This window comes from Sphingomonas sp. AC449, from assembly GCF_979253475.1.
Genome location: NZ_CEEDCZ010000007.1, coordinates 37,084 through 54,250, shown reverse-complemented (window position 1 = coordinate 54,250; position 17,167 = coordinate 37,084). Strand labels below are relative to the sequence as shown.

Annotated in this window: 17 protein-coding genes and 1 pseudogene; 8 read left to right on the top strand and 10 right to left on the bottom strand. The window is 65.7% G+C overall.

The window, feature by feature from the left end; translation table 11 throughout:
- Positions 1–57 precede the first annotated feature (57 nt).
- The 3 genes from AC0CH3_RS12595 to nhaA all read left to right on the top strand — a co-directional run bounded on the left by AC0CH3_RS12595 (position 58) and on the right by nhaA (position 3,023).
- Entirely contained in the window at positions 58–897 is an 840-nt protein-coding gene (locus AC0CH3_RS12595) for a hydroxypyruvate isomerase family protein (RefSeq protein ID WP_354299596.1), read from the top strand.
- Between the two features lie 182 nt (positions 898–1,079).
- On the top strand, positions 1,080–1,643 hold the full coding sequence (locus AC0CH3_RS12590; protein WP_354299595.1) for a peptide-methionine (S)-S-oxide reductase: 564 nt from the start codon (positions 1,080–1,082) through the stop codon (positions 1,641–1,643).
- Between the two features lie 171 nt (positions 1,644–1,814).
- Positions 1,815–3,023 (top strand): Na+/H+ antiporter NhaA, encoded by a 1,209-nt coding sequence (nhaA, locus tag AC0CH3_RS12585; protein ID WP_354299593.1) that lies wholly within the window; start codon positions 1,815–1,817, stop codon positions 3,021–3,023.
- 22 nt (positions 3,024–3,045) lie between these two features.
- Here nhaA and AC0CH3_RS12580 read toward each other — a convergent pair.
- Positions 3,046–3,660: pseudogene (locus AC0CH3_RS12580) on the bottom strand (HAD family hydrolase); the annotation flags it as partial.
- A gap of 555 nt (positions 3,661–4,215) precedes the next feature.
- Between AC0CH3_RS12580 and AC0CH3_RS12575 the strand changes: the two are divergent.
- From AC0CH3_RS12575 to AC0CH3_RS12560, 4 genes are all read left to right on the top strand, one after another.
- Positions 4,216–5,388: a zinc-dependent alcohol dehydrogenase gene (locus AC0CH3_RS12575; RefSeq protein ID WP_333993143.1), complete on the top strand. Its 1,173-nt coding sequence runs from the start codon at positions 4,216–4,218 to the stop codon at positions 5,386–5,388.
- Between the two features lie 76 nt (positions 5,389–5,464).
- On the top strand, positions 5,465–5,968 hold the full coding sequence (locus tag AC0CH3_RS12570) for a ferritin-like domain-containing protein (protein WP_354299591.1): 504 nt from the start codon (positions 5,465–5,467) through the stop codon (positions 5,966–5,968).
- Between the two features lie 65 nt (positions 5,969–6,033).
- Positions 6,034–6,309, top strand: a complete 276-nt coding sequence (locus AC0CH3_RS12565; RefSeq protein ID WP_354299589.1) for a hypothetical protein — start codon at positions 6,034–6,036, stop codon at positions 6,307–6,309.
- A 179-nt stretch (positions 6,310–6,488) separates the two neighbouring features.
- Positions 6,489–7,676, top strand: coding sequence for a DUF2252 family protein (locus AC0CH3_RS12560; protein ID WP_354299587.1), 1,188 nt, complete (start codon positions 6,489–6,491; stop codon positions 7,674–7,676).
- A 143-nt stretch (positions 7,677–7,819) separates the two neighbouring features.
- Here the strand turns inward: AC0CH3_RS12560 and AC0CH3_RS12555 are convergent, their stop codons facing one another.
- The 9 genes from AC0CH3_RS12555 to AC0CH3_RS12515 all read right to left on the bottom strand — a co-directional run bounded on the left by AC0CH3_RS12555 (position 7,820) and on the right by AC0CH3_RS12515 (position 15,902).
- Complete coding sequence (locus tag AC0CH3_RS12555) at positions 7,820–9,007, bottom strand: UxaA family hydrolase (RefSeq protein ID WP_465237984.1); 1,188 nt, start codon at positions 9,005–9,007, stop codon at positions 7,820–7,822.
- A gap of 56 nt (positions 9,008–9,063) precedes the next feature.
- Entirely contained in the window at positions 9,064–9,363 is a 300-nt protein-coding gene (locus AC0CH3_RS12550; RefSeq protein WP_354299586.1) for a UxaA family hydrolase, read from the bottom strand.
- The gene (locus AC0CH3_RS12545; protein WP_354299584.1) at positions 9,360–10,394 is read right to left on the bottom strand and encodes an aldo/keto reductase; all 1,035 of its coding nucleotides are present in this window, start codon (positions 10,392–10,394) and stop codon (positions 9,360–9,362) included. The genes AC0CH3_RS12550 and AC0CH3_RS12545 overlap by 4 nt, the downstream gene beginning before the upstream one ends.
- Positions 10,391–11,269: an amidohydrolase family protein gene (locus AC0CH3_RS12540; RefSeq protein ID WP_465237960.1), complete on the bottom strand. Its 879-nt coding sequence runs from the start codon at positions 11,267–11,269 to the stop codon at positions 10,391–10,393. Before AC0CH3_RS12540 ends, AC0CH3_RS12545 begins: the two co-directional genes overlap by 4 nt.
- Before the next feature lies 1 nt (position 11,270).
- Positions 11,271–12,125, bottom strand: a complete 855-nt coding sequence (locus tag AC0CH3_RS12535) for a fumarylacetoacetate hydrolase family protein (protein ID WP_465237959.1) — start codon at positions 12,123–12,125, stop codon at positions 11,271–11,273.
- Positions 12,122–13,270 (bottom strand): FMN-dependent L-lactate dehydrogenase LldD, encoded by a 1,149-nt coding sequence (lldD, locus tag AC0CH3_RS12530; RefSeq protein WP_354299579.1) that lies wholly within the window; start codon positions 13,268–13,270, stop codon positions 12,122–12,124. Before lldD ends, AC0CH3_RS12535 begins: the two co-directional genes overlap by 4 nt.
- A gap of 7 nt (positions 13,271–13,277) precedes the next feature.
- Positions 13,278–14,024 (bottom strand): SDR family oxidoreductase, encoded by a 747-nt coding sequence (locus AC0CH3_RS12525; RefSeq protein WP_354299578.1) that lies wholly within the window; start codon positions 14,022–14,024, stop codon positions 13,278–13,280.
- 15 nt (positions 14,025–14,039) lie between these two features.
- On the bottom strand, positions 14,040–15,341 hold the full coding sequence (gene fucP, locus AC0CH3_RS12520; protein ID WP_354299576.1) for an L-fucose:H+ symporter permease: 1,302 nt from the start codon (positions 15,339–15,341) through the stop codon (positions 14,040–14,042).
- 222 nt (positions 15,342–15,563) lie between these two features.
- Positions 15,564–15,902: an L-rhamnose mutarotase gene (locus AC0CH3_RS12515; RefSeq protein WP_354299575.1), complete on the bottom strand. Its 339-nt coding sequence runs from the start codon at positions 15,900–15,902 to the stop codon at positions 15,564–15,566.
- A 172-nt stretch (positions 15,903–16,074) separates the two neighbouring features.
- Between AC0CH3_RS12515 and AC0CH3_RS12510 the strand changes: the two genes are divergently transcribed.
- Positions 16,075–17,088 (top strand): zinc-binding alcohol dehydrogenase family protein, encoded by a 1,014-nt coding sequence (locus AC0CH3_RS12510; protein WP_354299573.1) that lies wholly within the window; start codon positions 16,075–16,077, stop codon positions 17,086–17,088.
- Positions 17,089–17,167: the final 79 nt, after the last annotated feature.

The window sequence follows — 17,167 nt, the reverse complement described above, 5'->3', positions numbered from 1 at the left end:
GCGGCTTCCGGTAGCAATACACCTTGCCGCCACGGCCTTCTGGATTACTGTGGCGGCATGATCACACGTCGCACCGCCATCGCTTCTTCTCTCGCTTTGTGCGCGACCGCGGGGATGGCCGCGGCGCCTGCGCGTCGCGGCCGGCTGAAGCAGTCCGTAAGCCGCTGGTGCTACCAGAATATTCCGCTTGATACGTTGTGCGCCGCCGCCGCGCGCATCGGGCTCCAGGGCATCGATCTGCTGGAGCCCGCGGATTACGAGGTGCCGCGCCGGCATGGATTGCGCTGCACGATGGGCTATGCCGCGGACATCATGACGATCCCCAACGGTCTGAACCGGCGTGAAAACCACGCGGCGATCGAACAGGCGTTCCGTATCGGCATTCCGCAAGCGGCCAAGGCGGGCGTACCCAATGTGATCGCCTTTTCGGGCAATCGCCGCGGCATGTCCGATGAGGAAGGCGCCGACAACGCCGTCGCGGGGCTGAACCGGGTCAAGCGGATCGCCGAGGATCATGGAGTGACGATCTGCATCGAACTGCTCAACAGCAAGGTCGACCACGCCGACTATATGGCCGACCATACCGCCTGGGGCGTGCGCGTCGCCAAGGCGGTCGCCTCGCCGCGCGTCAAGCTGCTCTATGATATCTACCATATGCAGATCATGGAAGGCGACGTGATCGACACGATCCGGAAAAATATCGAATGGATCGGCCATTTCCATACCGGCGGGGTTCCCGGGCGCCATAACCTCGACGACACGCAGGAGGTGAACTGGCACGCGGTTGCGCGCAGCGTTGCCGATGTCGGCTTCCAGGGCTTTTTCGCGCATGAGTTTGTGCCGGTCGGTGATCCGCTGACGGCACTCGCGCAGGCGGTCCGGACTTGCACCGTCTGACCCTCATCGGGCGTTGCTCGCTAGGTCGGGGCGTCGTCCAATAGCAGTCGGTAGAGGCACGGCGTGAACGCCTGACCGCAGGTGCGACCGGCGCATTCCGGCGTCGGCTTTGCAAGCGCCGAGCGGCGTCGCCATGTCACCAGCTCGACGATGTGCGCAGTCGGTGGCGCTGGAGATTGCCTGTGGAGAAGATCGGTTTTGGCGGTGGGTGCCATTGGTGCACCGAGGGCGTTTTCCAGGCATTGCGCGGTGTCGTCAGCGTCGACCAGGGCTTCATCCAGTCGGAAGCGCCGTCGGATGCATGGGCGGAAGGCGTCATCGTCACGTTCGATCCCCGCGTCATCGGTCTGGCAACGCTGGCAGAGGTTCACTTGAGGACCCATTCCGCAAACGGGACCTATTCGCCCGGCGGACGGTATCGGAGCGCGATCTACATCTTCGATGCGAGCCAGCGCGACGACGCTGCACGGACAGTCGGTCGCTATGCACGGGAAACGGGCGAGCCCGCCCGGACACTCGTATGTCCGTTCGTCGGCTTCAAGCCGTCCGACGCGCGGTATCAAGACTATTACCGAACCGACCCGAACAGACCGTTCTGCCAGCGGTACATCGATCCCAAGCTCGACTATATCCGGAACAACTTCGCGGACATCATGCTGCCCGATGCAAGGGGTCATGACGTCGAGCAACGCGGCCTTTCGACCGCGGCGCCTCTTGTGCCGCCAGAGGGCACCGGCGGGTCCTGATTCCCCCACGCCATTCCGAACGCCGCCGCTGCGTCTGAAAAGTCCAGCGACGCGGTTGTCCGGCACCGGATAGAATGCGATAGGGGTATCGGGTGTTCGCGGTGATGCGGGCAGGTTTTCCACGCTGGTCGGGCCGCCAGCGCCGAAAAACTGTGTCCGGAGACCGTCACGATGGGCCATGCGCCGCGCATCACGCCAAGTGCCATTCGCCGTTTTCTCGAAAGCCAGTCCTCGGCCGGTCTGGTGCTGATGGGCGCGGCCGTGCTGGCGCTCATCCTTGCCAACTCGCCGGTCGGGCCCAGCTACGACACGATCCTCCACGCCTATGTCGGGCCGCTGTCGATCGGGCACTGGATCAACGACGCGCTGATGGCGGTGTTCTTCCTGCTCGTCGGGCTCGAGATCAAACGCGAGATGCTCGACGGTCAGCTTTCGACATGGCCGCGTCGGGTGCTTCCCGGGATTGCGGCTGCAGGCGGCATGATAGTGCCGGCCCTGGTCTATCTCGCGCTCAATCGCGGCCCGACCGCGGCCGGCTGGGCCATTCCCGCTGCCACCGACATAGCGTTCGCGCTCGGCGTGATCGCGCTGCTCGGGACACGCGTTCCCGCATCGCTGCGCGTGTTTCTGGCCGCGCTCGCGATCATAGACGACCTCGGCGCGGTGGTGATCATCGCGCTGTTCTATACGGCGAAGCTGTCGATACCCGACCTTGCCGGGGCGGTTGCCGCGACCGGCGTCCTCATAGGGCTCAACCGGCTCGGCGTGCGACGCCTCACGCCATATCTGCTGGTGGGGGCGATCCTCTGGGTGCTGGTATTCCGTTCGGGCATCCACGCAACGCTTGCCGGCGTGATCGTCGCACTCACGATTCCGATGCGATGCACGCCCGGTCGTCCGGACGGTGACGCGGATAGCCCGCTGCATACGCTCGAGCACGCCCTGCACCTCCCCGTCGGCTTTATCGTCGTGCCGATTTTCGGCCTCGCCAATGCCGGGGTACCCGTGTTGATGCTGCCCGCCGAGGCGCTTGTTGCGCCTGTCACGCTTGGCGTCTCGCTGGGGCTGCTGCTTGGCAAGGTGACGGGCGTCTTCGGCTTTTCGATGCTGGCGGTTCGGCTGGGCCTCGCGGACATGCCCGCACATGCCGGGAAGCGGCAGCTGCTCGGGGTCGCATTGCTGTGCGGGATCGGCTTTACGATGAGCATCTTCATCACCCTGCTGGCCTTCCCGACCAGCCCGATCCTGCAGGCAGAGGCAAAGGTCGGGGTGCTCGCCGGGTCCTTCGTCTCGGGGCTTCTCGGTTACGCCCTGCTGCGCAGCGTACGCACGCCGGCACGACGCGCGGTCGATCAGCGTCCCAGCGGGGAGGTTGCATAGCCGGCGACAAGGCTGCGACGTCGTCATAGATCGCGACCGCGCCTGCTGCCTGAAGTTGTGCGTCCTCGAACTTGCCCGACCGGACGGCGACCGCGGCGATCCCGCATTTCGCCGCCGCCTCGATATCATAGGGCGTGTCGCCGACGACGATGACCTCCGAGGGATCAATCCCCGGCAATTTCTCGAGCGCGGTCGCGAAGATATCGGGCGCGGGCTTGGTCTTCTCGACGTCGTCGCTGCTCGTCGTCGCGGCGATGAGGTCGCGCGCGTTCAGCAGGCCGATATAGTGGTCGAGTTCTCCGCCCGAGGCCGATGACGCCAGCACGACCTGCTGACCCAGACCATGCGTATGCGCCAACAGGTCGTGCGCCTTTGCGAACGGCTTGGCGGTCTCGAGGTATTGCGCCTTGAAGATCGCACGGTGCGTATCGCCAAGCTCTTCCTGCTGATCCTCGTCGGCGTCGGGCAGTAGCGTCGGCACGAGCATGTCGGTGCCCTTGCCGATCTGGTCGTGGATCACCTGGCGATCGAACGACGCCCCCACGCGCGCGAAAGCCTCCTCCCACGCAAGGACGTGCATGTCGTTGGTATCGACCAGCGTACCGTCGATATCGAAGAGAATGGCTTTGATCTGCATGACATTATCCCGGTCGAAAGGCCTGCCGCCGCGCGTCTAAACGCCGAGGACCGTGGAGGTCGTCGCGTTCGAACAGCGTCGGCAGTGGGCGGTACCGTCCTAACGACCGGTTCGCCGAATGGTCCCCGTCTTCAGCGATCTCGTAATTCGCGGAGCCGGCTTTGCCATTGCCCTCCAGAAGTGCAAATTGTCGCGTCAAACTGTCCGGCGCTTCGGAAGCCAGATCGGCGTCACCGCAAGTCCTTGCAAACTATGAAGCTTTATCTGGCAACCCAATTCGTCTTCGGCGGATCGATACTGATATCTATCAATGCAAAATATAATCGCCCGTTTTGGGGATTTTTTCTGGAACGATACCGCAGGTAAGATCGCTATCTTATCCGGCTACAACAAGACGGGTAAACACAGCGCATCGATGTCCTGCAGTACTTGCAGGTAAAGACCAATGTCGTCTGCGTTGATAGATTTGTCACTCGACTATCGTTGATCACCGAACGTGCTGGCACTTGTATGGGTGCAAGTAACTTACCCCGATTTCAAGACGGAGACTTTCTGATGCGCGCACTGGTTTGGCATGGAAAAGGCGATGTTCGGGTCGATACCGTTGCAGATCCCGAGATCAAGCATCCACGCGATGCGATCATCAAGGTCTCGGCCTGCGCGATCTGCGGGTCGGATCTTCATCTGCTCGACGGCTACCAGCCGACAATGCAGGCAGGCGATATTCTCGGGCATGAAAATATGGGCGTCGTCGTTGCGCTCGGGTCGGAAGTAACCAATCTGAAAATCGGCGACCGCGTCGTCGTGCCGTTCACGATCAGCTGCGGCGATTGCTTTTTCTGCCGCAAGGGATTGTTCTCGGCGTGCGAGCGGACCAATCCCAATGCCGAACTCGCGATCAAGGCGATGGGCCATTCGCCCGCCGGTCTGTTCGGGTTCAGCCACATGCTGGGCGGCTATTGCGGTGGCCAAGCCGAGTATCTGCGCGTGCCGATGGCCGATATCGGCCCGATCAAGGTACCCGACAACGTCACCGACGATCAGGCGCTGTTCCTCTCCGACATCTTCCCGACCGGCTACATGGCCGCTGAGAATGCGAACATCGAAGAAGGCGATACCGTGGCGATCTGGGGCTGCGGCCCGGTCGGTCAGTTCGCAATTCGGTCGGCGCTGATGCTCGGCGCAGGCCGCGTGATCGCGATCGACGAGGTGCCCGAGCGTCTGGCGATGGCCGAGGCCGGCGGTGCGGAGACGATCAACTTCGCCGAGGTCGACAGCGTCTATGACGAGCTCCAGTTCCGCACCAAGGGTCGCGGCCCGGACAGCTGCATCGACGCGGTCGGTGCAGAGGCTTCGGGTCATGGCGCGATCGATGCGGTCATCGACAAGGTCAAGGCCGCGACATTCCTTGCGACCGACCGTGTCCATGTCCTGCGCGAGGCGATCATGAGCTGCCGGATGGGCGGCACCGTGTCGATCCCCGGCGTCTATGTCGGGATGGGCGACAAGATCCCGATCGGCGCGATGATGAACAAGGGTCTGACGATCAAGACCGGCCAGACGCACGTCCAGGCCTATACCAAGCCGCTGCTCGCGCGGATCGAGGCGGGCGATATCGACCCGAGCTTCGTCGTCACGCACCCAGCAAGCCTCGAGGATGCGCCCGAGATGTATCAGAAGTTCCGCGACAAGCAGGACGGCGTGATCAAGGTCGTGCTGCGCCCCTAATCCCGCCCGGTCCGATCCGCGCATGTCACATTCAACCGCCGGGCATCCCGCCCGGCGGCTTCCAGAGGACGATCCCATGTCTGCACCCGACGATCTCAAGGACATCTACACCGACGAGCTGAAGGACCTGTGGTCGGCGAACGACCAGATGAAAAAGATCCTGAAGAAGATCACGACCAAGGCGAGCGACGCGTCGCTGAAGGACATGCTTACCAAGTCGCAGGCGGACATCGAGACGCACACCGAACTCCTGAAGGCACTGATTGCCTCGAATGACGAAAAGGTCTCGAAGGAGCATTGCAAGGGCATGGAGGGCCTCGTCGCCGAAGCCACCAAGCACGTGCTCGAGGAAGGTCCCGACAAGGGTCCATTGCTCGACGTGATGATCATCGCGCAGTATCAGCGGATGACGCATTACGGGATCGCAGGGTTCGGCACGGCCGCGGCTTATGCCAAGGCGCTGGGCCTCAAGGATGACCACAAGAAGCTCAACGCGGCGACCAAGGACATCTATGGCGGCGACGAATATATGACGAAGCTCGCCGAGACGAGCGTCAACATCGAGGCCGAAGACGCCTGAGCCACCAGTGGCGCCCGCCGGCAGCGGGCGCCACCCGATGTACCCAGACGACGGGATCCACGACGATGACGACCTACCCTTTGAGCGAACCGGCCAGCATTGTTCCAGTCACGGCGTCCGGTGACCCCAGCCCCGCGGACATCGGACGGGGAACGCTCGAGGAGTGCGTCGCGATCGTCGCCGCGCAGTCGGCCGACAGACAGCGCGCGATGTCCATACGGATGGACAATCTCGACCTCGAGTTCGGGCCGGACGAGATCGGCGAACTCCTGCAATATCTGGGTGCGGAAAAACCGGGGCTCTCGGACACGCAGATTATGGAGATCAAGGCGGCTCTCTAGCGGTCGGCGCAGTTGCCGGCATCGTGAGAGGCAGCGCCTTCACCGATCTTCCGTCGTGACGGCGTATGTCGATTCCGCGGCCAACCCGGTAATTGCGTGGGCGCAGCGGTCCTCGTAGGCGCGCAATGCGCCATAGGAGGCGAACGCCGCTCCCCCCTCCCTTTCTGGAAAGCATGTCCATGGCCGTAGCTCCCGACGAACGCGCGGCCGCGCTTGCGCGCACCCGCTCGCTCAAGATGGCGCGATCGGTCCACGCGTATGTCCGCGGCAATACGGCGCAATTCTACGCATGGCTTGAAGAATCCCCCGTCGCTGCGCGCATTCCGCAAGGCCCGCCGGTATGGATTTGCGGTGACTGCCATCTCGGCAATCTTGGCCCCGTGGCCGATGCCGATCACCGCGTCGACATTCAGATCCGCGATCTGGATCAGACGGTCATCTCCAACCCTGCCTACGACCTGATCCGCCTCGGGCTGTCGCTCGAAACCGCGGCGCGGAGTTCGGACCTGCCCGGCGTGACGACCGCGCAGATGATCGAGGCGATGATCGACGGGTATAGCCGCGCGCTGACCCCGACCGTTGACGACGACCCGCGCGAACCCGACGTCGTCCGGTCCGTGAAGCGCGAGGCGATCGGCAGACGGTGGCGGCATCTGGCGAAGGATCGCCTCGAAGACGTCAAGCCCGTCATCCCGCACAACAAGCGCTTCTGGAAGCTCGCAAGCGCGGAAAAGACGGCAATTGCCGCACTGTTCGCCGATAAAGCCATTCGTGCCCGGTGCATGGAGCTCGCCGGCGTGGCCGGCGACGGGAGGCTTCGCGTCGTCGACGCCGCCTATTGGCGCAAGGGGTGCAGCTCGCTCGGGAACCTCCGGTTCGCGGTACTGATCGGCATTTCGGCTGGGAAGGCAAAGGAGGAACGCCTGGCGCTCGTCGATATCAAGGAGGCGGTCGCCTCTGTCGTACCGGTGGCGGGCGAGGTGACGATGCCGACTGACCCCGGCGAACGCGTGCTCGCTGGCGCGAGGGCATTGTCGCCAAACCTCGGGCAGCGAATGATCGCGGCGGACCTCATGGGGAAGCCCGTGTTCCTCCGCGAACTGGCGCCGCAGGACCTCAAGATCGAAGTTGCGCAGTTCAGCCGGAAGGAAGCCGTCGCCGCCGCATCCTATCTGTCGTTCGTCGTGGGCCAGGCGCACGCCCGGCAGCTTAGCGACAGCGCCAGACTGACATGGCGCGAAACGCTGACCGCCCGCGATGACAGCGTGAATGCGCCGTCATGGCTGTGGCAGGCCGTCGTCGCGATGGCCGGTGCCCATGAGGTCGGCTATCTCGAACATTGCCGCCGCTTCGGGCTGAACGGGTAATAAAGTCGCCGGGAGACGGGGTCCGCCCGCCTCGATCGCAGAAGTCCGTGCGGGAAGATGCGCAGAGCCTGATGGTGCTTTTTTGTAAAGGACATCACGGCGGATCGGGGCGGCAGATGCCGACCTCGATCCGCCGATCGCCATCATCGACATTCCGACGGGCGCGCCGGTGCGGACGCCTTGTACGTCAGGATGAACTCGGAATGCCCGAGCGCCTCGGATTTGGTCTGCGCGCCGTTCGCGATTGCCGTGATGAGATCGACGATCTCCGCGCCGACCTCGTCGAGCGAGCCAAGCCCTTCGAGGATGCGGCCCGCGTCGACATCCATATCGTCCGCCATCCGGCGATAGGTGTCGGGATTGGCGCAGATCTTCACGACCGGCGAGATCGCCGAGCCGACCACCGAGCCGCGCCCGGTGACGAACAGGTTGATATGCGCGCCGCTCGCCATCAATTCACCGATCTCGGCATTGTCGACGATGTTGGGGAAGCCGAACTTGGGATCGCCCGGCGGCACCACGTCGAGCAGATAGAGGCCCGGCCCCGGCACGAGCTCGGCCGGATCGATCACGCCGTCGATCGGGCGGCTCCCCGATTTGGCATAAGCGCCGGCGGACTTCTCCTCCTGGCTCGAGAGCCCGCCCTCGGCATTGCCGGGCGCAAAGCTGCCATAGCCCATCGCGCGGTAATAGATCTCGGCCTTGTGGACCGACGCGATCAGCGCGTCCGCGACTTCGGGCGTCGCGGCGCGGCTCGCCATATGGCCTTCGCAGCCGATCATCTCGCCGGTTTCCTCGAAGATGCACGCAGCACCCGCATCGATCAACGTGTCGAAGGCGCGGCCGACCGCGGGGTTGCCGGTGATCCCGCTGGTCCCGTCGGACCCGCCGCAGATCGTGCCGATCACGAGTTCGGACATGGCCATCGGCACGCGGTGCGCGCGCGCATCGGCTTCGGCGCGGACGCGCTCGACTGCGGCCATACCCGCCGCGATCGCCGGGCCGGTCCCGCCGACCTGCTGGATCACCACCGTCTCGACCGGACGGCCCCGCTCCCTCGCGTTCGCCCCGAGCAGTTCGCGGTTGAAGCTTTCGCAGCCCAGCGACAGCAGCACGACCCCGCCGACATTGGGGTGCGTCGTCAGCGCCTTCATCATCGCCAGCGCATAATCGTTGGGATAGCAGCCCGGAAACCCGATGAGCTGGACGCGCGGATCGTCGATCTTGTCGACGATCCGGCGTGCGACGTGATGCGCGCATTCGACCAGATACACGACCACGATGGCGTCGCGGATGCCCTTGCGGCCATCGGCGCGCAGCCAGCCGGTCATTGTCCAATCGTTCGGGGTCCCGTCGTTCGGGTTCATGGCGTTCCGGGTGATGGCGTTCATGAATGATCTCCTGCCGCGTCACGCAGGTGTGCGGGGATATAGTCGCTCTGCATGTTGTGCATGTGCACCCAGCCGCCCGCCGGCACGTCCGCCGTGGCCGACCCGATCGGCATCCCGTATTTGATGATCTTGTCGCCCATTTTCAAGTACGAGAGCGCGATCTTATGACCGAGATCGACCTTTTCGGTGATGGCCAGTGCGATCCCCTCGACCGCGATCGTCTCGCCGGGGGTCAGGTTGCGGCAGGCGACCGCGACGTTGTCGCTGGGCGACAGGCGGATTGCGGCGGCGGTCATGCTGTGCCCCCCGGCAGCGGCGCATCGGGGCGCAGCAGCCCCTCGCCGCGCAACTCGTCCCAGAACGCGGCCGGGATGGCGGCCTGATACAGGTCGACGGTCTGCGTCACGCGCGCGGCGCTGCCGATGCCCGGAATGACGCTGGCGACGAGCGGATGCGCGAGCACGAATGCGAGCGCTGCGGCAGGCAGGGCGACGCCGTGACGATCGGCAACCGCCTCGATACCGCGTACGCGCGTCAGCACGGGCTCGGGCGCGGGGCCATAGTCGTAATGGATCGTGCCGCCGCGCCGCGTACCGGTCGCGAGGATGCCGCTATTGTACGGGCCGCCGATGACGATCGACGTGCCCGCCGCCGCACAGGCCGGAAACAGCGCATCGAGCGCCGCCTGTTCGAGCAACGTATAGCGCCCTGCGAGCAGGATCGCGTCGAGCCGCGCCTCGGCCATCACGTCGAGACACACCTGGATCTCGTTGACGCCGATGCCGAAGCCCGCGATCGTGCCTTCGTCGCGCAACCGTTCGAGCGCCTTCAATCCGCCGCCGCTGGTCAGCTGCTGCCAATAGCCGTCCGCGGCATCGCCATGCGTGTACCGCCCGATATCGTGGACATAGAGCAGGTCGACCTGCGCGACGCCCATCCGCTGCAGGCTGTGCTCGTGGCTGCGCAGGATGCCGTCGTGCGTATAATCGTAGCGCATGCGGAACGGCATCGGCGAGCGGAAGCCGTTGCGGTCGCGATCGTCGGTGATCGACGCGTCCGGATCCATCAACCGCCCGACCTTGGTCGAAACGATGGTGTCCGGCTGCAACCGCACCGCGTCGCCGACACGGCGTTCGGACAGCCCGCGACCATAATGCGGCGCGGTGTCGACGTAGCACAATCCCGCGGCGAGCGCGACATCGATCGCGGCGCGCGCATCGGCGTCGGCGACCGGCGCGTAGAGATTGCCGAGCGAGGCGGCACCGAAGCCAAGTTCGGGCACCAACAGCGCGGTTCGGCCGATCGGCCGGCGGGGAATATGGGTCAAAGGTCGAGGTCCAGTCGGTAGATTCGGTTGGCGTTGCGGCCCCACAAATCGGCACGCTCGTCGTCGCTGCGATCGGCCAGCAAGGTCTCATAGGCCCCCAGCGTCTCGTCCAGCGTCGCGAACAGGCGGTCGGTGGGGAAATTGGTCGCGACCATCACGCGCCGCGTGCCGAACAGGTCGATCACCTCGGCGACGATGTCGGCAAAGGCGGCGGGGGCAAACGGCGCGTGGATGAACCCGGCGCCCGACAGCTTGATCGACACCTGCGGCATCGCCGCGAGCGCGGTCACCCCGGCGCGCCACTGGTCAAGCCCGTCGCCGGGAATCGGCAGGCCGAGATGATTGACGATGACGGGCACGCTCGGGTGCGCGGCGGCGATCGCGACCAGCCCGGGCAGCTGCGCCGGGAATCCGTGGAAATCGTAGCTGAGCCCGTGATCGGCGAGCAACCCGAAGCCGCGTCGCCATGCCGGATCGATCGTCAGGTCGCGCGGATAGGCTTGCCGCACGGCATCGGGGTGCCAGTTGACGAGATGGCGGATGCCGCGGACGCGGGGCCGCGCGGCCTGCCGCACGAGCAACGCCTCGACGTCGGGATCGTCGAGTTCGACGCGCGCGATGATCGCATCGGGCAGGCCGTGCGCATCGGCGACGTCGTTAAGCCAATCGGTCTCGCGCTCGCCATCGTCGCGGTGTGCGCCGGCGTCGATATGCACCGCGCCGACGAGGTTCCACGCCGCCGCCGCCGCACGGTGGTGCGCAACCGTATAGGTCGCCGCGATCGGCGCGGTCTCCGCGGTCTCGAGCCAGGGATAGCGCAGGCCATCCCTGTCCCAGAGGTGGAGATGCGCATCGACGAACGGCGGCCGGGTCATCTCAGCGCCGCGGCTGCCAGGCGACGAAGTCCTGGCGCTGCTCGCCCAGTTTCTCGATGCCGAGCGTGACGACGTCGCCCGCCTCGAGATACCAGGGCTCTGGCTTCTGGCCCATGCCGACGCCCGGCGGCGTGCCCGTCGTGATGATGTCGCCGGGTTCCAGCGTCATGATTTGCGAGCAATAGGCGACGATCTCGGCGACCGAGAAGATCATTGTCTTCGTGCTGCCGTCCTGCATCCGCTTGCCGTTGACGTCGAGCCACATCGACAGGTTTTGCGGATCGCCCACCTCGTCGGCGGTGACGAGCCACGGACCGACCGGGCCGAAGGTCGGGAAGCCCTTCCCCTTGTCCCAGGTCGCGCCGCGCTCGAGCTGCCAGTGGCGCTCGGACACGTCGTTGACCACGCAATAGCCCGCGACATGCGCCAGCGCGTCGGCGGTTTCGACATAGTCGGCGCGCGTGCCGATGACGATTCCCAGCTCGACTTCCCAGTCGGTCTTCTCGGAATCGCGCGGGATGACGACCGGATCGTTCGCGCCCTGCAGGCAGCTGACCCATTTGTTGAACACGACCGGCTCCGACGGGATCGGCAGGTTCGATTCGGCGGCGTGGTCGGCATAGTTCAGGCCGATCGCGACGAATTTTTGCGTGCCCGACACCGGCACACCGTAGCGCGGCGTCCCCTCGACCAGCGGCAGCGTCGCGGGGTCGATCGCGGCGAGCTTTGCCAGCACGTCCGGCGCCAGCGTCTCGCGGGTAATGTCGGCATGCCCGGTCAGCGCGCGCAGGCCGCCATCGGCATCGATCAGGCCCGGCTGTTCCTGTCCGGGGGCACCATAGCGACAGAGTTTCATAGATTATCCTTTGCAGAAACCAGAACGGAGCGATTGATCTTGGCGATCGTGTTGACGCCGGTGAGCGTCATCGCGACTCGCATTTCCTTTTCGATCAGGTCGAGCAATAGTGCCACGCCCGCCTCGCCCCGCGCGGCCAGCGCATAGAGCCACGCGCGCCCGAGCAGGACGCCGTGCGCGCCCAGCGCGAGCATCCGCACCACGTCGAGACCCGAGCGGACGCCCGAATCCGCCAGCACGGTCAGCCGATCACCAACCGCATCGGCGATCGCGGGCAGCGCGCGCGCGGTCGACAGCACGCCGTCGAGCTGCCGCCCGCCATGATTGGAGACGACGATCCCGTCCGCGCCGACATCGGCGGCGGCGCGCGCATCGTCGGGGTCGAGGATCCCCTTGATGATCAGCGGGCCGTCCCAGGCGGCGCGGATCCAGTCGAGATCGCGCCACTGGATCGACGCATCAAAATTGGCGCCGAGCCAGCCCATGTAATCGTTCATCCCGCTCGCATTGCCGAGCACAGGCTCCAGATTGCCGAGCCGGTGCGGCCGCCCGCGCAGGCCCACATCCCAGGCCCAGCCCGGTCGCCCCATCGCCTGCAACAGCCGGCGCAGCGGCGCGTGCGGCCCCGACATGCCCGAATGCGAATCACGATAGCGCGCGCCCGGCACCGGCATGTCGACCGTGAACACCAACGCCTCCGCCCCCGCCGCCTTGGCGTTCGCGATCAGGTCGCGCATGAAACCGCGGTCGCGCAGGACGTAGAGCTGGAACCACAACGGCCCATCGGTGGCGCGGCGGACCTCGTCGATCCCGCACAACCCGACGGTCGACAGCGTGAACGGCAGGCCGCGCGCATTGGCCGCCCGCGCCGCCTGCGTCTCGCCGCGGCGGCGGTACATGCCGCCGATCCCGATCGGCGCGAGTGCCACCGGCAACGGCATCGCGCGGCCGAACAGCGTGGTCGACAGATCGATCGTCGCCACGTCCTGCAACACCCGCTGGCGCAGCGCGACGTCGCCGAGATCCGCGGTGTTGCGGCGCAAGGTCTGCTCGGCATAGGCGCCGCCGTCCGCATAATCGAACAGGAAGCGCGGCAGCCGCGCCTTGGCGGCGCGCTGAAAATCGAGCGTGGAGGCGATCGTCACCATCGCATCAGGCCATGCACCAGCCGCCGTCGATCACGTGCAACTGCCCGGTGGTATAGGCGCTTTCGTCGGACGCGAGATACAGCGCGAGCGCCGCCACCTCGTCGGCCTTGCCGAGCCGCCCCATCGGCTGCCGCGCGACGAACGCGGCGCGCGCCGCGGCCTCGTCGCCGGTCGCCGCCAGTCGCTCGTCGAGCGACGGCGACTGGACCGTTCCCGGGCAGATCGCGTTGCAACGGATGCCCTTGGCGACATAATCGAGCGCTACCGAGCGCGTGATCCCCGCCACCGCGGCCTTCGACGCGCAATAGGCGTAGCGGTTGCCGACGCCGATAACCGCGCCCGCGACCGACGACATGTTGACGATCGACCCGCCGCCGCGCGCGATCATCGCCGGCAGCAGCGCGGTCAGCATGTGCGTGATCGCATGGACGTTGAGATCGAACGACAGGTCGTAACCCGAGTCCGCGGTCTCGAGCAGCACGCCCGCATCGACATAGCCCGCGCAGTTGAACAGCACGTCGACCCCCCCTGCACTTTCGGCGCCTGCACTTTCGGCAAACGTCCGGATCGCGGCGCGATCGGTCAGGTCGATGACGTACGGCGTGCATCCGGCAAGATCCGCCAGCGCGTCCGCGTTGCGATCGAGCGCGAGTACCTCGGCGCCCTCTGCGGCGAACAGTTCGGCCGCCGCGCGCCCGATCCCCTGGCCGGCGCCGGTCACGATCGCGCGCTTGCCCTTCAATCTATCCACGTCACGTCTTCCTTTTCAGATCGATGCCCGCGCGGCCGCACCGCGGGCGTAAAGCGCAAAGGCGAATACCGCTGCGAAACACGCGGCCGGCACCAGCATCGCGTGCGTGATCCCGGCGCGATCCGACACCCAGCCGATCAGCGCGGTCAGCGCCGCGCCGCCGATGATCGCCATGATGATCAGCGACGACCCCGCCTTGCGCAGCGGCCCGAGACCGTCGACGCCCAGCGCGAAGATCGTCGGGAACTGGATCGACATGAACAGGCTGGTCGCGACCAGCGCGTAGAGCCCGATCGTCCCGCCCACCGTGCCCGCAAACGCAGCCAGCAGCAGCGCGATCGCCGAGAAGATCGCCAGCAGCGCGACCGGCGCGAGCCGCGCCATCAGCGCCGTCCCCACGAAGCGCCCCGCCGCGAACAGCACCAGCGACACGAACAGCGCATCGGCCCCTCCCCGCTCGCCCATGCCCGCATTCGCCTGCGCATAGCGGATCGTATAGCTCCACAGACCGACCTGCGCGCCGACATAGAAGAACTGCGCGACGACCGCGGCGATCAGCTGCGGGCGACGGAACACGTCGGTGAAGCGCCCCGTCGGACCGTCATCGTCCGCGACGCTGCCGCGCGGGAACGGCACCAGCGCCGCGGCGACCGCGAACAGCAGCACGACGCCCGCGATCGCGACATAGGGCATCACCACCGCCTGCACTTCCGCACGGTAGAACGCGTCGCGTGCCGCATCGCTCATCGCGGCCATGCTGCGCTCGTCATGCTCGATTCCCGACAGGATGAAATTGCGCCCGACCAGGATCCCGGTGATCGCGCCGAGCGGATTGGCCGCCTGCGCCCAGTTCAACCGGCGCGTTGCGGTACGCGGATCGCCCAGTTCGGTCATCAGCGGGTTGGCCGAGGTTTCGAGAAACGCGAGGCCACATGCGATCACGAACAGCGCGAGCAGGAACAGCTGGTACATCCCCGCGACCGCGGCGGGATAGAACAACAGCGCGCCGCAGCCGTACAGCGTCAGCCCGGTCACGATCGCGGTCTTGTAACCGTACCGCCGCATCACCGACGACGCGGGAATCGCGACGACGAAATAGCCGAAATAGAAGACCTGCTGGACGAAGCTGGTGCCGAAATCCGACAGTGCGAACGCCTTGCGAAACTGTGCGATCAGGATGTCGTTGAGGTTGTTCGCCATCCCCCACAGGAAAAACAGCGCGACGGTGATCACGAGCGCCGCGACATAGCGCCCGCCGCCCTCGCGATCCGCCTTGCGGGGCGCGCCATCGGTCTGGATCATCGGCGATAAGGCCATCAGCCTGCGCTCCCTGCCATCGCGTCGTCAGGACCTTCCGGCGACGGGGCCGTCGTAGTTGCTACGGCTGACCACGGTGTTCGCCCGTCCGCCATCACCCAATGAGAATATCGACCCGCCATTCCAATCTCCGTTATGAGATTTCTCTCTCGCTAGCGATAGTGCAAACGTCAGGCGCTTCGTTTTTCCGCCGGGACGAGCCTGTCGCGGGACCGGATGCCGCTATTGCTCGTCGAGTGCGAAGATACGCGCCATCGGCGCCCATTTCTCGGTGGCAGCGGCGTGCGGGAGAGGCCGCTGGAAAGCGTCCATCGCGACCTCCCACCGATCGTCGGCCGCACCTTGTTCCGGGGTCAGCGACCGTGGCCAGTCCTCGGCGACCGTCGCAATCATCACCAGACGATCCGCGGCACGCCAGATTTCCATGTCGAGGAATCCCTTGGCACGGATGCCCGCAGTCACCTCCGGCCATACCGCGCCGGGCGCATGCGCGCGCTCATACGCGGCGATCAGATCCGCATCGTCGACAAGGTCGAGGGCAAAGCAGACGCGACGCGCCATCGGTTCTCTCCTGCTGCTCCGCGGGTCGAACGTCATGTCAGCGACCCCGTCTCACGGTTGCATGGATGATATCGCACTATCATCTAATGATCTAGGGACTGATATGCGGTATGACGCATCGAACGCGACCGGCTCGCTCGATATCCGGCTGGAACACGCGAAAGGAACGGCAATGAAGGCTTTGATATGCACCGCGCCGAACGAGGCCCGGATCGAGGATCGGCCGATGCCGCGCCCGGCCGATGGCGAAGTCCTGCTGCGGATGCGACGCGTCGGAATCTGCGGCACCGATTATCATATCTTCGACGGCAGCCAGCCCTTCTTCACCTATCCGCGGCTGATCGGACACGAACTCGCCGGGGAGATCGTCGAAGCGCCGCATGACAGCGGACTGGCGACGGGACAGATCGTCACGGTCAACCCCTACCTCGCCTGCGGGACGTGCGTTGCGTGTCGCCGTGGCCGCCACAATTGCTGTTCGAACATCCGCGTGCTCGGCGTGCATGCCGATGGCGGCATGACCGAGTATCTGGCCGTCCCCGCCGGATCGATCGTCCCAACCGAGGGGCTGACGCTCGATCAGGCGGCAATGGTCGAATTCCTGGCGATCGGTGCGCACGCGGTACGCCGCGCGGCGATCGAGCCGGGGACGCGCGTCCTGGTCACCGGCGCCGGCCCGATCGGCATCGGCTGCGCGCTGTTCGCACGGATTGCGGGTGCAGGCTCGGTCACGCTGCACGATCGCAGCGCACGCCGGCTGGCGACCGCGGCCGAGCGCTTCGGGTTCGAAACCGGGGTGGTCGCTGGTCCGGATGCCATGACGGAACTGGCACAGCGCACCGATGGCGAGATGTTCGACTATGTGTTCGACGCGACCGGCAGCATCCAGGCGATGAACGCGGGCCTGAGCCATGTCGCCCATGCCGGGACCTATGTCCTGGTCGGCCTGTGTCGCGACGACCTCATGTTTTCGGATCCCGAATTTCACAAGCGCGAAACCACATTGCTGGCGAGCCGCAACGCGCTGTCGGTCGATTTCCACCACGTCATCGCCTCGATCCGCAACGGCGCGGTGCCGACCGACCGCTTCCTGACCGATCGCGTCGACCTCGACGATGTGCCCACCGCGATCCCGGCGCTGATCGCACGGCAGGAAGAGGTGCTGAAAGCCATCGTCACGATCTGAGCAGTGGCGCCAGCACACGGCGCCGTGCGCGACGCTGGAACGATGGCTTTCTCCCCTCGACAAACCGGGATATGTTCGG

What these genes read in the sequence shown, in the direction of transcription:
- AC0CH3_RS12565 (WP_354299589.1), top strand. Translation starts at nt 6,034, where the DNA reads ATGACGACCTACCCTTTGAGCGAACCGGCCAGCATTGTTCCAGTCACG.
- AC0CH3_RS12595 (WP_354299596.1), top strand. Translation starts at nt 58, where the DNA reads ATGATCACACGTCGCACCGCCATCGCTTCTTCTCTCGCTTTGTGCGCG.
- AC0CH3_RS12575 (WP_333993143.1), top strand. Translation starts at nt 4,216, where the DNA reads ATGCGCGCACTGGTTTGGCATGGAAAAGGCGATGTTCGGGTCGATACC.
- nhaA (WP_354299593.1), top strand. Translation starts at nt 1,815, where the DNA reads ATGGGCCATGCGCCGCGCATCACGCCAAGTGCCATTCGCCGTTTTCTC.
- AC0CH3_RS12540 (WP_465237960.1), bottom strand. Translation starts at nt 11,269, where the DNA reads ATGACCCGGCCGCCGTTCGTCGATGCGCATCTCCACCTCTGGGACAGG.
- fucP (WP_354299576.1), bottom strand. Translation starts at nt 15,341, where the DNA reads ATGGCCTTATCGCCGATGATCCAGACCGATGGCGCGCCCCGCAAGGCG.
- AC0CH3_RS12550 (WP_354299586.1), bottom strand. Translation starts at nt 9,363, where the DNA reads ATGACCGCCGCCGCAATCCGCCTGTCGCCCAGCGACAACGTCGCGGTC.
- AC0CH3_RS12560 (WP_354299587.1), top strand. Translation starts at nt 6,489, where the DNA reads ATGGCCGTAGCTCCCGACGAACGCGCGGCCGCGCTTGCGCGCACCCGC.
- AC0CH3_RS12570 (WP_354299591.1), top strand. Translation starts at nt 5,465, where the DNA reads ATGTCTGCACCCGACGATCTCAAGGACATCTACACCGACGAGCTGAAG.
- AC0CH3_RS12515 (WP_354299575.1), bottom strand. Translation starts at nt 15,902, where the DNA reads ATGGCGCGTCGCGTCTGCTTTGCCCTCGACCTTGTCGACGATGCGGAT.
- AC0CH3_RS12535 (WP_465237959.1), bottom strand. Translation starts at nt 12,125, where the DNA reads ATGAAACTCTGTCGCTATGGTGCCCCCGGACAGGAACAGCCGGGCCTG.
- AC0CH3_RS12555 (WP_465237984.1), bottom strand. Translation starts at nt 9,007, where the DNA reads ATGACCGGCTGGCTGCGCGCCGATGGCCGCAAGGGCATCCGCGACGCC.
- AC0CH3_RS12510 (WP_354299573.1), top strand. Translation starts at nt 16,075, where the DNA reads ATGAAGGCTTTGATATGCACCGCGCCGAACGAGGCCCGGATCGAGGAT.